Raw genomic sequence first — 13792 nt, 5'->3', positions numbered from 1 at the left:
TGCGAACCGGCCGGGGAACCATAACACGCTTGTGGTTCGCGCCAAATCCCTGATCACGGGCTCTCTGGCTGGTCTCGGGGCTTATCCCATCCGTTCCGAAGCATAACTTCCAGGGCTTGGCGGGAAGACCACGGTGCGGTTACCGTTGATGAAGGTGCGGTGGTGGATGTGGGCGTGGATGGCGCGGGCCAGCACCTGGCTTTCCACGTCGCGGCCAAGCGAGACATAGTCTTCGGCCGATTGCGCGTGGGTGATGCGCACCGTGTCCTGTTCGATGATCGGGCCTTCGTCGAGATCGGCGGTGACATAGTGCGCCGTTGCGCCGATCAACTTCACGCCGCGCTCATAGGCCTGCTTGTAGGGGTTGGCACCCTTGAAGGAGGGGAGGAAGGAGTGGTGGATGTTGATGATTTTGCCCGACATCTTGCGGCACAGGTCATCGGAGAGAACCTGCATGTAACGGGCGAGCACGACGAGTTCCGTGCCGCTGGTCTCTACCAGGTCCATCAGCTGGGCTTCGGCCTTCGGCTTGTTCTCCTTCGTCACCTTGATGTGGTGGAAGGGGATGTCGTGGTTGACCACCACTTTCTGATAATCGAAATGGTTGGAGACGACACCGACGATGTCGATCGGCAGCGCGCCGATCTTCCAGCGATAGAGCAGGTCGTTGAGGCAATGGCCGAAACGCGACACCATCAGCATCGTTTTCATGCGCTGGCCATCCGGGTAGATATCAGCCTCCATGCCGAATTTTTTCGCCACCGGCTGAAAACCTTCGGTAATGGCCTCAAGTGAAGCGCCTTCTTCCGAAATAAAGGAGACGCGCATGAAGAACTTGCCGGTTTCCAGATCGTCGAACTGCGAACTGTCGACGATGTTGCAGCCTTTTTCCGCCAGATAACCGGAAATCGCGGCGACGATGCCGCGGGTCGATTTGCAGGCTACTGTCAGAACATAGGATGTCATGCGTTTTCCCTCAGAGGCTTCGCGCCGGGATGAACCGGCGCAGTTCGGCGCGTTCCATAGCGCAGCTTGGCGGCAGAGCAAAGCGCCAAGACGAACGCAGCCAAAGTCATAAAACGGGAAAGGCACCCGCGCCGTGCCGGAAGCGACATGGAATGTTCCACGGCCAGCACGGCGGCGGCAGGCGTTGCAGCGGGGTCGCTACCGGCCTCAGGCGCGGCGCAGGCGCATGGCCGTGCGGCCACGGCCATCGATCAGTTCCAGCGTGCCTCGGCGCGGTTCCAGCCTGAAGGAGCGCGCGCCCTCCAGCGCATCGATGAACTGCCGTTCCTGGCGCATGATATCGGGAGCGCAGGCCATCTGGGTGGAAATCATCCGGCCGAAATCGACGCGGTTGCGGCTGATTTTCACTTCGCCGCCGATGCCGTTGCAGCCGGCATTGGCTGACACGCGGCCCTCGCGGGAAATTTCAAGCGTTGCCTGGCGGCGGCCGCGAACCCGCTCGCCTCTGATGTCCTGCACCAGCCAGCGCCCGTCAATGCCGGCTTCCGGTTCCGGCCTGCCGGGGCCGGCACCTACACGCTCCAGCATGAGGTCGGTATTATCTCGGCCGCCTGTCAGTACCGAGTAGCGCTGCGTGGTGGTGAAAAGCAGCCGGTCGCGGTCACGGATTTCGGCACTCAGCGCATAGGAGCGGCGGCCCCTGATGTCGCGGTCGTCATAACGCAGCACGAAGGGCACAGGCACCTGGCCGCGCGGGCGAATTGTGGTTTCGGCAATGGTCTGCGACGGCGCATCCGCCCGCGAGACATCGATCAAGCGCACTGTCACAGTTGCGCCCGGCGGCAGGGCGATGCGTTCACGATAGGAGACGCTGCCGCGCAGGCTTGCCGGTGCGGCCGCCGCGCCGCCTGCCGCAAAAAGCGGGGCGAGCGCAACAAGCCCGGCGAAACTGCGGCGCGAAAGAAGAGGCTGGCGATCATTCATGGTGCTTGCTCCGTGCGGTTTCCGTTCGAATTTCAACGGATGATAGAAAACGGCACTGAACGGGCGATGAACCGATGATGTTCCCCTGAATGCTCGAGGAGAGGTTCGGGGTGGGTGATGGCGTGTGCGATTGCGAGAGCCGAGACATCTCCACCCTCATTCCTGTGCTTGTCACAGGAATCCAGCCCCCGCGTGTCCACGCGGCAGAGGAGTCTTTTCAGCCCAAGGACTTGGGCTGACTAGATTCCTGTGACAAGCACAGGAATGAGGGCTAGGAGAGGTCGCCGCAGCCACGGAAAGCAATTCCTCGGAGTGCAGCCTCCGGCTCACCTCAGCCGCGGAAACCGTCCCGCAATGCTTCGAACTTCGCCAGTTGCTCGGCGCGCAATTCCTTGTTTTCGTCGCGGCGGACGAAAATCTTGAACATGGCGCCGCCGGCGGCATTCATGAACCAGACGGAACAGGAGCGGCGGCCATGAAAACCGCGGTCGACGAAGGTGATGCCGGCGCAATTATCCTTCTTGATGTGACCGCCGATCGGGCTGTCGCCATGGATGTTGAACCAGCCGTGGCTTTCCGTGCCTTCCGGCAGGTGGCCGGGCACTTCCAGCACGATATCGCCGGTCTGCACGATCATGAGGACTTCGCCCCAGCCGCGCATCTCGTTCCAGATCGCGTCGAAGCGGTCGGCGGCAGCGGAAACGGCGGCGCCTTGCGGCAGGATCGCCAGAATTTCGGCCGGCGTCACCTCGGCCTTGGCGGCGATGGCTTCGACGATACCGTCGGGCTTTTCGGCAAGGGCGGCAGCGGCGCGGGCCTGCCGGTCATCGGTCTTTTGGGCTGCGATGCTCATCGGTGGCCTCAGGCGGCAATCGAACGGCGTTCGCCATTCTTGTCTTCATGGATGATGACGTCGAAGCCTTCGAAATGCGGGCCGGAGAGATATTCGACCTTGCCGCGGTTATCACCGGCCCTGGCGTGGGCGGCGCGGAACTGTTCGGATTTCGTCCAGGCAAGGAAATCATCCTTGGTGGCCCATACGGTGTGCGAGGCATAAAGCGTGTGGTCGTCCGCCTTCGGGCCTTTCAGCATGTGGAATTCGATGTAGCCCGGCAATTCGCTGAGGTGCGACTTGCGCTCGCGCCAGATGGATTCGAAGGTTTCCTCGTAACCCGGCACGACACGAAAGCGGTTCATTGCGATAAACATGAAAGTCTCCCTTTAAGTTTCCTGTTTCAGTCAGGATATCTAGCTCGGTCCGGGTTGGGAAGAGGCTCACGATAAAGCGAACAAATTTACTCCACTTATCGATTGCGCGGCTCATAAACATGTGCAAAGAACTCAAGTTAAATGGCGCGGGCAAACCCGCGCCCGCCCGTGTGCCTTTGTGTTTCAGGATCGCGCCATGTTGAATTTTCGCCTTCGTTCGCTCGTTTTCGCCGCCCTCGTGCCTGCCGCAATCGCCTTTGCGGCGCTGGCTGCCATGGCTTCGGACAAGGGCAATCCGGAAGCGAAACGTATTGTCGCGGTGGGTGGAACGGTGACGGAAATCCTTTATGCGCTGGGTGCGCAGGACCGTGTCGTGGCGCGTGACAGCACCAGCAGCTATCCGGCCGACGCACTGGCCAAGCCGGATATCGGCTATATGCGGGCGCTGTCGTCGGAGGGCATCCTGTCGCAGAAGCCCGATCTCATCCTCTCCGAAGACGGTTCCGGCCCGGCCGATGTCATCGCCATCCTGAAGGCGAGCGCCGTGCCTTTCGTCACCGTCGATACGCCGCCGCGCGGTGACGCCATACCGAAGAAGATCGAGGATATCGGCGCGGCCGTTGGTCTTTCCGACAAGGCGAAGGCGCTGGCCGCGGACACAAGGGCCGGGCTCGATGCGCTGGCGAAAGATGTTTCGGCCGTGCCGGAAAAGGGCCGGAAGCGTATTCTCTTCGTGCTCTCCAGCGCCGGTGGCCGCATCATGGCGGCGGGCAAGGATACGGAAGCTGCGGCGATCATCGAAATGGCCGGCGGCATCAACGCGGCTGAGGAGATCAGCGGTTACAAGCCGCTGACGGATGAGGCCGTCATCGCCGCAGCACCCGATGTGGTGCTGACCATGGCGCGCGGCGACCATGCCGCCAAGGCCGCCGAGCTTTTTGCGCTTCCTGCCTTCCAGTCCACACCGGCCGCCGCTGAAAAGGCACTGATCAGCATGGACGGGCTTTATCTCATCGGCTTTGGTCCACGCACGCCGGCCGCCGGTCGCGAGCTGGCAAACAAGCTGTACCCTGACGTGGTGAAGCCGTGAGCCTTGCCGCCTTGAGTTCCGCCGAAGGCGCCGTTCCGGGCGACAGGTCGCGGCAGGCGGTCATCACGCTTGTCGTGCTCGTCGGCATCCTGCTGTTTGCCTGTGGCGTGTCGCTTGTCAGCGGCCCCACGGGCGTCGGCATTTCCGAACTCTTCGCTTATCTTACCGGTGGCGCGGCCGGGCTCGATGCCCGTGACAGGATCATTCTCGAAGCCGTGCGCCTGCCACGCACCGCGCTTGGCATGCTGATCGGTGCGGCGCTTGGCGTCTCCGGCGCGATGATGCAGGGCCTGTTCCGCAATCCGCTTGCCGACCCCGGCATTGTTGGTGTCACCTCGGGTGCCGCCCTGTTCGCGGTTGCGGCCATTTCCCTCGGGGAAGGCGCGCTTGCCACGGTTGCGGTGTTCTTCGGCCCGCATTTCCTGCCGCTGATGGCGTTTTTTGGCGGGCTCCTGAATACCTGGGTGCTTTATCTGATCGCCACGAAGGATGGCGCCACCTCCACCACCACGCTCATTCTGGCGGGTATCGCGGTTGCGGCAATCAGCGGCGCGCTGACCGGCCTGATGATCTTCGTGGCCGATGACCGGGCATTGCGCGACATCACCTTCTGGTCGCTCGGTTCGCTGGGCGGGGCAACACCCGCCAAGGTGCTGGCCACCTTGCCCTTCATCATCGTCGTGCTGGCCATCATTCCCTTCGTCGCACGCGGGCTGGATGCGCTGATCCTTGGCGATGCGGCGGCTTTCCACATGGGCATTCCGGTGCAGCGGCTGAAGCGGGCCGTCATCCTGGCCGTTGCCGCCGCCTGCGGGGCAAGTGTCGCGGCGGCCGGTTCCATCGGTTTTGTCGGCATCGTGGTGCCGCATCTCCTGCGTCTCGCCATCGGCCCGTCGCATCGCTTCCTGCTGCCGGCCTCGGCGCTGGGCGGCGCCGCGCTTCTGCTTCTGGCCGACAGTTTCGCCCGCACGGTGGCGGCTCCGGCGGAACTGCCGATCGGCGTGGTGACGGCACTCATCGGCGCGCCGGTCTTCCTGTTCCTGCTGCTGGGCCGCGGCGGCTTTTCCATGCGGAATGCGTCATGATCCGGGCCGAAAACCTCACCCTCATCCGTTCCGGCCGCCGCCTGCTGGACGAGGTCAGCGTCGATCTGAAGCCGGGCAGGGTCAATGTCATCATCGGCCCGAACGGTGCCGGCAAATCCACGCTGATGAAGGTTCTGTCGGGCGAGATGCGCGCCGAGGGCGGCTCAGTGACCTATAATGATGCGGCCCTGGCGCAGTTCACGCCGGTGCAGCTTGCCCGTCTGCGCGCCGTGCTGCCGCAGAGCACCCAGCTTGCGTTTCCCTTTACCGCGCTTGAAATCGTGCGCATGGGGGCGGTGGCGCAGGGGGCACGCGCGCCGGAAGAACAGGCCCGCCGGGCGCTTGCCAAGGCCGGCCTGCGCGGTTTCGAGCAGCGGTCCTACAACATGCTGTCGGGCGGCGAGCAGCAGCGGGTGCAGTTTGCCCGGGCGCTGGCGCAGGTGCCCTTTCCGGTGGAAAACGGCCAGGCACGGGCGCTCTTTCTCGACGAGCCGACGGCCAGCCTCGATATCGGCCACCAGATCTCCGTGCTTGAAACGGCGCGCGATTTTGCGAGCGGCGGCGGGCTGGTGCTTGCCATCCTGCACGATCTCAACCTTGCGGCGGAATTTGCCGATCAACTGATCGTCATGCATGGCGGCCGGGTGACGGCGAGCGGGCCATCGCTGGAAACGATCAGCGACGAGACGATCGCGCGGGTCTATGGCATTGGCGGCGTCGTTGGCCGGTTGCCGGCGCGGCACATTCCTTATGTGTTGCCGCAGTCGCGGCATCGTTAGGAGCGCGTTCAGCTTTCCGGGCGGGTGGCGATGAAGAGCGCGGAACAGAGCATGACGGCACCGACGATGGCCGCGCGCAGAAGCGGCGGGTCGCTCAGGAACCAGAAAGCGGCGTAACTCACCATCATGGCCGACAAGGCCGCGATCTTGGCCTTGCGGGCGATTGCGCCGCGTTCGCGCCATTGCCGAAGCGACGGGCCGAACCTGGGATGGGCCAGAAGCCATGCCTCGAGCTTCGGCGAAGAGCGGGAGAAACACCAGAGCGCCAGAAGCAGAAAGGGCGTGGTGGGCAAAACGGGAAGAAACGCGCCGACAATGCCGGTCGCGACCATAAGCCAGCCAAGACAGAGGTAAACAAGGCGCATGGATATGCCGGTATCATGACTTATCCACTCAGGATAGAGCGGGGCCGTGAAAACCGTGCCCCTTGTTGCCGCAGGCCCTTGCCGCACCGACAAAACCGGAGGGCTTCGCCATCACATTTGGCGTGATCGGAGCGTTACGTTTCGTCGCAAGGCGCCTTTAGGGTTGAAAGCGCGGCGCACTGTCTTTATCCCCTTGGGCCGCGATGTCCGGAGCATAACCGGACCGTCAACAGGAAGAAGAAGGAAAACACCATGGCCAAGCTGATCCACTCGATGGTCCGGGTGCTGGACGAAAAGCGTTCGGTGGAATTTTACACGCAGGCTTTCGGGCTTGAGGTTGCGGAACGCGCCGAGTTCGAGAATTTCACGCTGATCTATCTCAGCAGTGCCGAGGGCGATTTCGAGCTGGAACTGACCGTCAACAAGGGTCGTGAAGTGCCCTATGCGCTGGGGGACGGTTATGGTCATCTTGCCGTCAGCGTTGCCGATGTGGACGGCGAACACCAGCGCTTCACCGAGATCGGTCTTTCTCCCGGCAAGATCATTGAAGCCGATTACAAGGGCCAGCCTTTCGCAAAATACTTTTTCATCTGCGATCCCGATGGTTACAAGATCGAAGTGCTGCAGCGCGGCAACCGGTTCAAATAAGCACCATTATGGGAGAGACGGGCATGGCAGAGGCAGGCGTCAAACTCGAAGACAGCTGGAAACGCGTTCTTTCCAGCGAATTCGCCAGTCCCTACATGCAGAAGCTCAAGGATTTCCTGCTTGCCGAGAAAACCGCCGGCAAGCGCATCTTTCCCAGGGGACCTGAATATTTCCGGGCGCTGGATCTGACGCCGCTGGATGAGGTCAAGGTCGTCATTCTGGGGCAGGACCCCTATCATGGGCTTGGCCAGGCGCATGGGCTGTGCTTTTCGGTGCGGCCCGGCGTGCGCATTCCGCCGTCACTCGTCAATATCTACAAGGAACTGCAGGCTGATCTGGGCATTCGTCCGGTTAATCATGGTTTTCTGGAAAGCTGGGCGAAACAGGGCGTGCTGCTTCTCAACAGCGTGCTGACGGTGGAAGAATCGCGCGCCGCCTCACATCAGGGGCAGGGCTGGGAAAGGTTCACCGACGCCGTCATCCGCGCCGTCAATGACGAATGCGATCATGTGGTGTTCCTGCTCTGGGGTTCCTATGCCCAGAAGAAGGCGGCCTTCGTGGATCAGAAGAAACATCTGGTGCTGCGCTCGCCGCATCCTTCGCCGCTGTCTGCCCATAACGGCTTTTTCGGCAATGGCCATTTTTCCAAGGCAAATGCCTTTCTTGTCTCCCACGGGCGCCCGCCAATCGACTGGCAATTGCCTGATGTGGCGGAAAGCGATAAAAACCTTCTCTAGATACTCATAAATACCTTTACGCTTTGCCGGTCTCGGGATTAAAGATAACCGGACTATAAAGTGAAGGATTATGCCCGTGTCTCTCCTGTCTGCAGAAACCTCCGTTCCGCTGCCCGATCCGCTGTCGATCGTCGATGCCTTCGAGGATCATTTTTCCGAGCATATGGAGATGGAGCGGGAAGGCCCGACGGTGCGCTTCAAGACGGAATACGGCCACGGCAGCTTCAGCGCCGAAGGCGGCCGGTTCGCAGCCCGGGTCAGCTGCATTTCCGAACATATATTGATGTCGGTCAAGGCCATGGTGGCCGAGCATATTGTCGAGTTTTCCGGTGAGACCGGGCTGGATTTCCGCTGGAGCGGCCATGGGGCCTACCAGCGCGAATTGCCCAATCTCTTCGTCGGCAAGGTTGCCCGCGCCTATAACCTCACGCCGCATATGCGCCGGCTTGTGGTGTCGGTCGAAAGCGGCATCGAAAGGCTGGTAACGGGCGGCATGCATGTGCGCCTGCTGCTGGTGCCGGATCAGGCCCGCGCGCCGGTCTGGCCCTATCTCGCGCCCACCGGGGCCATCGTCTGGCCGACGGGTGACGATCTTCTGATGCGGCGTGTCTATACCATCCGTTCCGGCGATATCGGTCGCGGCGAGGTGGATATCGACTTCGTCATGCATGAGGGTGACGATATGCCGGGCGCCACCTTCGGCGCGACCGCGAAGCCGGGCGATGTTCTCGGCATCATCGGCCCGAGCGGCACCTGCCCGGAGGCGGATCGCTACGTCTTTGCCGGTGACGAAACCGCGCTGCCGGTGATGCTGCGCATGGCGGCCGAAATGCCGGCTGGCAAGAAGCTCCACGTCTATGCCGAGATCGACAACGAGGCCGAGCGGCAGGAGATCGTCTGCGCGGCCGATGTCGAGTGGACATGGCTTTATCGCCGCGGTAAGCCCGCCGGGACCTCCGGCCTCCTTGAAAAGGCGCTGCGCGATCACGCCTGGAGTGCGGATCATGACGGCCTGCATGTCTTTGTCGCCTGCGAGAAATCCGAGGCACGGGCGGCAAAATCCTTCCTGACCGATGAGATCGCTTTGCCGAAGGCGGCGCTGCGCGCTGTCGGTTACTGGACGATGGGCGCTGCGGACGATCATTGATGCCGCCTTGCGCGGCTGATTGAACAGTCGATTTTATTGTTCACCGATCGGGAACAATCCGTTCCCGTTGCCCACTCTATGCCGGAGGCGGCTCTTACCCCATCTTTACGCCATGAACAGGGCAGGCCCGATTGCGAGGCCTGCCAGGCGAAAAGGGGTTTAATCATGCTCAACCAGATCAAGGGCCTGCACCACGTCACCTCGATGGCGGCCAGCGCGCGCCAGAACAACGGATTTTTCACCGACACGCTCGGCCTGCGCCGGGTGAAGAAGACCGTCAATTTCGACGCGCCCGACGTCTATCATCTCTATTATGGCGATGAGGTCGGCACGCCCGGCTCCGTCATGACCTATTTCCCATTCCCGCATATCGCCCGTGGCCGTCCCGGCACCGGCGAGGTGGGCGCGACGCTGTTTTCCGTTCCGGAAGGATCGCTCGGCTACTGGCAGGAGCGTCTTTCGAAAGCCGGCCTGGACGGCCTGAAGGCCGATGAGGCCTTCGGCAACAAGCGCCTGCATTTTGCCGGACCTGACGGAGACGGTTTTGCGCTGGTCGAGGTCAGGGACGACAACCGCGCGCAGTGGACCGGCAACGGCGTCGGCGAGGATCAGGCTATCCGTGGCTTTCAGGGCGCGTCGCTGCGACTTCGCGATGAAGGTGCCACCGCCGAGCTTTTGAAATTCATGGGCTATGAGGAAGTGGATCGTCAGGACGGCGTGCTGCGCCTCGGTATTCCCGGCGGCAACGGTGCCGACTTCATCGACATCGAAACCATGCCGAATATCTCCGGCGCCCGGCTGGGTGCAGGCTCCGTGCACCACATCGCCTTTGCGGTCGACAACCGCGAAAAGCAGCTTGAGGTGCGCAAGGCGCTGATGGATACCGGTTATCAGGTGACGCCGGTGATCGACCGCGATTATTTCTGGGCGATCTATTTCCGCACGCCGGGCGGCGTGCTGTTCGAAGTGGCCACCAACGAGCCCGGTTTCGACCGTGACGAGGACACCGCCCATCTCGGCGAGGCACTGAAACTGCCGAGCCAGCATGCGCATCTGCGCCCCATGCTGGAAAAGCAGCTGGAGCCGCTGGGAGACGAGAAGGCGGTTTAACCTCTCGATAGCGTTTGGCAGGACATTGCCTCGTATTTCTTCTCCCCGTTCGGGGAGAAGAAACCAGCGGAAGCCCCTCGCTCCACGTGAGATTTTCGCGCTTGGCTGAGAGGCCGCGCGGATGCCGTTGAACTTCTTCCTTCCAGAAAGGATTCTCCCATGACCAGCGACAGCTATTTCCACAAATCCCGCGCCGGTGCTGCCGGTGCTCCGCTTTTCGTTTTGCTGCACGGCACGGGCGGTGATGAGAACCAGTTTTTCGATTTCGGTTCCCGCCTGCTGCCTGAGGCCACCATTCTCTCACCCGTCGGCGATGTTTCCGAACACGGTGCGGCGCGGTTTTTCCGGCGCACGGGAGAGGGCGTCTACGACATGGCCGACCTTCAACGGGCGACCGGCAAGATGGCCGATTTCGTCAAGGCGAACCGGGAGCATTATCAAGCCGGTCCGGTCATCGGCCTCGGCTTTTCCAATGGTGCGAATATTCTCGCCAATGTGCTGATCGAAGAACCCGGGCTTTTCGATGCGGCGGTGCTGATGCATCCGCTCATCCCGTTCGAACCGAAGATTTCCCCCGCCAAGGCCTCGCGCCGGGTGCTGATCACGGCTGGCGAGCGCGATCCGATCTGCCCGGTGCCGCTGACGAAGGCGCTGGGAGAGAGCCTCAAGGCGCAGGGCGGCACGGTGGAAACCGTGTGGCATCCGGGCGGGCATGAAATCCGCTCCGGCGAGATCGATGCGGTCAGGGGTTTTCTGGCGGCTTATAACGCTTAGCTGGATGTCTGCGCTATGCCGGCTTTTAAGCCGGCATTCGCCTGTGCTTCCGCCTCAGCGATATCCGCATTGCTGCAGCTGCGCCTCGTAACGCAGCGCCATGTTGGCGGAGCGGCGGGCGGCCTTCTGGACGGCGGAATTGTTGCGCCAGCTGCCCTTGGCATAACCGGCATGGCCGGAATAATAAGCGAGGTAGAGATTATAGGGGTCGTTCAGCGAAATGCCGTTTTCGCGCCGGCTCTTGGCATGATACCAGCCGACGAAGTGGATGGCATCGGTGAAGTCGGTGCGGCTTGCCGACCAGCGGCCGGTTTCACGCTGGTAAACGCTCCATGTGCCGTCCAGCGCCTGCGCATAACCATACGCGCTCGACTGGCGTGTCCAGGGAATGAAGCCGAGAAGCTTGGTGCGCGGCGGGCGCGCATAGGGGCGGAAGGCGGATTCGGTGTAGATCGTCGCCATCATGACGGGCACGGGCACGCCGAATTCGCGCTCGGCCGCGCGGGCATCGCGCCGCCAGTTGTTGAAGATGCCGTTCCGCTGCTCGAAAATCGCACAGGCATTGGTCACCTGCGACGGTGCGGTGGCGCAGCCGGCCAGAACGAGCATCAGAAAAACTACGGCAAATACGCCACGCATAACGGAACCCTTTCGTTCCGCCATTTTTAAATTGCTAACCATTAACGCCGGGTTTTAAGACAAGGTTAATTCAAATGCCGCCGATCAGGGGTTTGTTAACCCGCTGAAAAGTCCTGTGTTCAGGATGGGGCGAAACCGTGTGTCCCGCTCTTCCCCGTGCCCTTTTCGAGAGGCGGACGTCCCCGCGCATCCCCGGTCCGGCCGGACCGCCTATACTTGGCCCATTCCGGTCATCGAGCGTGCGCGCGGCGCAAGGTGAGCGGGGCAGGCGGCCAAGACCGGGGAGTTTCCCGATGTCACGGTTGAGGCGGCCGGCATATGTCCATCCTCCAAACAGGAACCGGTTTGGCGGGCGGATCATATGGTGAAACCGGGGCCGCATCGTCTGCAAAACCCTGCACTACCCTTCAATACCCCCGCAGCGATGCGGCCCATTTATCGCTTCTCAACGCCGCTCCGGAATTCGGGGCGGTGATATCGGCGCATATTCGAAAAAAAGCGCCCGCTGTACAAAAATGAAAACCGATAAAATTGTAGCAATCGGCTTAAAGCGGCTGAAAACAGTCCTGTGCCATTGTGGGATCACAGACGGAGAGCGGCCCTTCAAAAGAGACGCTTCCAGAAAACAGAAATCGAGACCGGCACAAGCCGGCGGATCGCCAAACGGGGTATGAAATGCTGAAGAAGATTATTGCTGCCGCCATCTGCGGAATTGCCGTCGCTTCCATGTCCACCCACGCCGATGCGGCTGGCGCCGCCGGTTTTGCCCGCGCATTTGCCGCCGTCGAGAAGTCTGCGGTGACGCAGATCGGTGTTTCGGCACCGGGCGGTTTCGATGGCTGCGTTCTTTCCGCCGGCCAGTGCGTCTCCACCATCGCCGCGCCGTTGACCGGTGAGCGCCGTGAGGAACTGCTGCGCGTCAACCGCGACGTGAACGCCACCATGGGCGCGCTCGATGATTATTTTTCCGGTTTTGCAACCGATGTTCCGGCAACACCTTCGGCAAGCCTTGGCGATTGCGGTGACTGCGCCGCCATCAAGCGCACGGCGCTGGCCGGTGCCGGCTGGTCGTCCTCGGCACTGCGCCTTGCCTTCTCGCTGAACAATGACGGATCGCTCGAAAAAGTGCTTGTTGTCACCACCGACAAGGGCGACATCGTTCTCGGCAATGCCGTCTTTTCTCCGGCCGAGCGCGAAACCGCGCTTTAAGCCCATCTTTTCATGCCTGCCAGACTGCGCCGGTTTTCCTGACCCTGTTGGTTCAGGAAGCCGGCGATTTTTTTCGTTCGGCCACGGCAATGCCGGCCAGCGCCATGACGAGTGCCATGATCTGGTAGGTGTGCAGGGTTTCGCTGAGGACGACAACGGACAGCAAGGTGCCGAAGACCGGCACGAGGTTGATGAAGAGGCCGGCGCGGTTGGCACCGATCTGCTCCACGCCCTTGATGTACAGGATCTGTGCGATGAGCGACGCAAAAATGGCCGCATAGACCACCAGCACCCAGCCCTTCTGATCCGGCCAGACGACGCTGTTTCGCGACATTTCCCAGAAGACCAGCGGCACCGAGGTGAGGAGGGCGAAGAAGGCGGGGATGGCCATCAGCGTGCGCCAGTCGACGGCCGGTTTCCAGCGCAGGATGACGGTGTAGATGGCATAGACCAGAACCGCGAGCAGCATGACGGCGTCGCCGACATTCATTTCCAGTTGCAGCAGCGAGACCGGATCGCCATGCGAGGCGAGCAGCGCCACGCCTGATATGGTGAGGCAGAAGCCGGCGATCTGGCCGAAGAGTACACGGGTGCGGAACAGGATGAAGTTCAGCACGAAGATGACCATGGGAATGCCGGCCTGGATGACGGCGGCATTGATGGCCGAGGTGTGCTGCAGGGCCGTGTAGAGAAACACGTTGAAGGCGGTGTAACCGACGCTGCCGAGCACGAGGAAATAGGGCAGGCGTTTTTTTACCACCGGCCAGTCCCTGATGAGCTGCGGCACGGAAATGGCGAAGATGATGGCGACGGCGAAGACCCAGCGCAGGAAGGTGAAGGCCATGGGGCTGATGTGGCCGACGGCCAGCTTGCCGGCAACGGTGTTGCCGCCCCAGCAGAGCGTGGCGATGATGAGGGCGATATAGGCTTTCGAAGGCACGCTGATGTTTCGCTTCTTCACGGGGCGGGAAAACGGAGAGGGGTGAGCGGCGGCCTTGCGCCCGCGCCTGGCCCCCACGGGGCGAGATAATGCGGGAAATCCGCGCCTTG

At 61.9% G+C, this 13792-nt stretch carries 16 protein-coding genes; 9 read left to right on the top strand and 7 right to left on the bottom strand.

Features of this window, described 5'->3' with window-relative positions:
* Positions 1-81 precede the first annotated feature (81 nt).
* From purU to JZX88_RS09930, 4 genes are all read right to left on the bottom strand, one after another.
* Positions 82-966, bottom strand: a complete 885-nt coding sequence (gene purU, locus JZX88_RS09945) for a formyltetrahydrofolate deformylase (RefSeq protein ID WP_206913426.1) — start codon at positions 964-966, stop codon at positions 82-84.
* 207 nt (positions 967-1173) lie between these two features.
* Positions 1174-1950, bottom strand: coding sequence for a YbaY family lipoprotein (locus JZX88_RS09940; RefSeq protein ID WP_206913424.1), 777 nt, complete (start codon positions 1948-1950; stop codon positions 1174-1176).
* 331 nt (positions 1951-2281) lie between these two features.
* Positions 2282-2803 (bottom strand): heme utilization cystosolic carrier protein HutX, encoded by a 522-nt coding sequence (gene hutX, locus JZX88_RS09935; protein ID WP_174034209.1) that lies wholly within the window; start codon positions 2801-2803, stop codon positions 2282-2284.
* Between the two features lie 8 nt (positions 2804-2811).
* The gene (locus JZX88_RS09930; protein WP_206913422.1) at positions 2812-3159 is read right to left on the bottom strand and encodes an antibiotic biosynthesis monooxygenase; all 348 of its coding nucleotides are present in this window, start codon (positions 3157-3159) and stop codon (positions 2812-2814) included.
* 196 nt (positions 3160-3355) lie between these two features.
* Here JZX88_RS09930 and JZX88_RS09925 point away from each other — a divergent pair, with 196 nt between their 5' ends.
* Genes JZX88_RS09925 through JZX88_RS09915 form a run of 3 tightly spaced genes read left to right on the top strand, consistent with a single transcriptional unit; the run spans position 3356 to position 6113 of the window.
* Complete coding sequence (locus tag JZX88_RS09925) at positions 3356-4249, top strand: hemin ABC transporter substrate-binding protein (protein WP_206913421.1); 894 nt, start codon at positions 3356-3358, stop codon at positions 4247-4249.
* On the top strand, positions 4246-5334 hold the full coding sequence (locus tag JZX88_RS09920; protein ID WP_206913420.1) for an iron chelate uptake ABC transporter family permease subunit: 1089 nt from the start codon (positions 4246-4248) through the stop codon (positions 5332-5334). Before JZX88_RS09925 ends, JZX88_RS09920 begins: the two co-directional genes overlap by 4 nt.
* Positions 5331-6113: a heme ABC transporter ATP-binding protein gene (locus JZX88_RS09915; protein WP_065114085.1), complete on the top strand. Its 783-nt coding sequence runs from the start codon at positions 5331-5333 to the stop codon at positions 6111-6113. The genes JZX88_RS09920 and JZX88_RS09915 overlap by 4 nt, the downstream gene beginning before the upstream one ends.
* 8 nt (positions 6114-6121) lie before the next feature.
* On the opposite strand, the gene JZX88_RS09910 is transcribed toward JZX88_RS09915, so the two are convergent.
* Positions 6122-6478 (bottom strand): YbaN family protein, encoded by a 357-nt coding sequence (locus JZX88_RS09910; protein ID WP_065114084.1) that lies wholly within the window; start codon positions 6476-6478, stop codon positions 6122-6124.
* A 252-nt stretch (positions 6479-6730) separates the two neighbouring features.
* Between JZX88_RS09910 and JZX88_RS09905 the strand changes: the two genes are divergently transcribed.
* From JZX88_RS09905 to JZX88_RS09885, 5 genes are all read left to right on the top strand, one after another.
* A complete protein-coding gene (locus JZX88_RS09905; protein WP_065114083.1) occupies positions 6731-7126 on the top strand; it encodes a VOC family protein in 396 nt (131 codons plus the stop codon).
* Between the two features lie 23 nt (positions 7127-7149).
* Positions 7150-7863 carry a uracil-DNA glycosylase gene (gene ung / locus JZX88_RS09900; RefSeq protein ID WP_065114082.1) on the top strand — a complete coding sequence of 238 codons (714 nt, stop codon included), beginning with the start codon at positions 7150-7152 and terminating at the stop codon, positions 7861-7863.
* Between the two features lie 70 nt (positions 7864-7933).
* On the top strand, positions 7934-9010 hold the full coding sequence (locus tag JZX88_RS09895) for a DUF2218 domain-containing protein (protein WP_206913419.1): 1077 nt from the start codon (positions 7934-7936) through the stop codon (positions 9008-9010).
* A gap of 165 nt (positions 9011-9175) precedes the next feature.
* The gene (locus tag JZX88_RS09890) at positions 9176-10120 is read left to right on the top strand and encodes a VOC family protein (protein WP_206913418.1); all 945 of its coding nucleotides are present in this window, start codon (positions 9176-9178) and stop codon (positions 10118-10120) included.
* A gap of 159 nt (positions 10121-10279) precedes the next feature.
* Positions 10280-10894 (top strand): alpha/beta hydrolase, encoded by a 615-nt coding sequence (locus JZX88_RS09885; RefSeq protein WP_065114079.1) that lies wholly within the window; start codon positions 10280-10282, stop codon positions 10892-10894.
* Positions 10895-10948: 54 nt separating this feature from the next.
* On the opposite strand, the gene JZX88_RS09880 is transcribed toward JZX88_RS09885, so the two are convergent.
* A complete protein-coding gene (locus JZX88_RS09880; protein WP_065114078.1) occupies positions 10949-11533 on the bottom strand; it encodes a transglycosylase SLT domain-containing protein in 585 nt (194 codons plus the stop codon).
* Between the two features lie 675 nt (positions 11534-12208).
* Between JZX88_RS09880 and JZX88_RS09875 the strand changes: the two genes are divergently transcribed.
* A complete protein-coding gene (locus JZX88_RS09875; protein ID WP_206913417.1) occupies positions 12209-12742 on the top strand; it encodes a transglutaminase-like cysteine peptidase in 534 nt (177 codons plus the stop codon).
* Between the two features lie 52 nt (positions 12743-12794).
* Here JZX88_RS09875 and JZX88_RS09870 read toward each other — a convergent pair whose 3' ends face one another.
* On the bottom strand, positions 12795-13682 hold the full coding sequence (locus JZX88_RS09870) for a DMT family transporter (protein ID WP_065116046.1): 888 nt from the start codon (positions 13680-13682) through the stop codon (positions 12795-12797).
* Positions 13683-13792 lie beyond the last annotated feature (110 nt).

It is taken from the genome of Agrobacterium sp. OT33 (assembly GCF_017313365.1).
Lineage (GTDB): Bacteria > Pseudomonadota > Alphaproteobacteria > Rhizobiales > Rhizobiaceae > Agrobacterium > Agrobacterium rhizogenes_A.
Note: the sequence above shows the minus strand (reverse complement) of the source record. Positions and strands in the feature narration are given on the sequence as shown.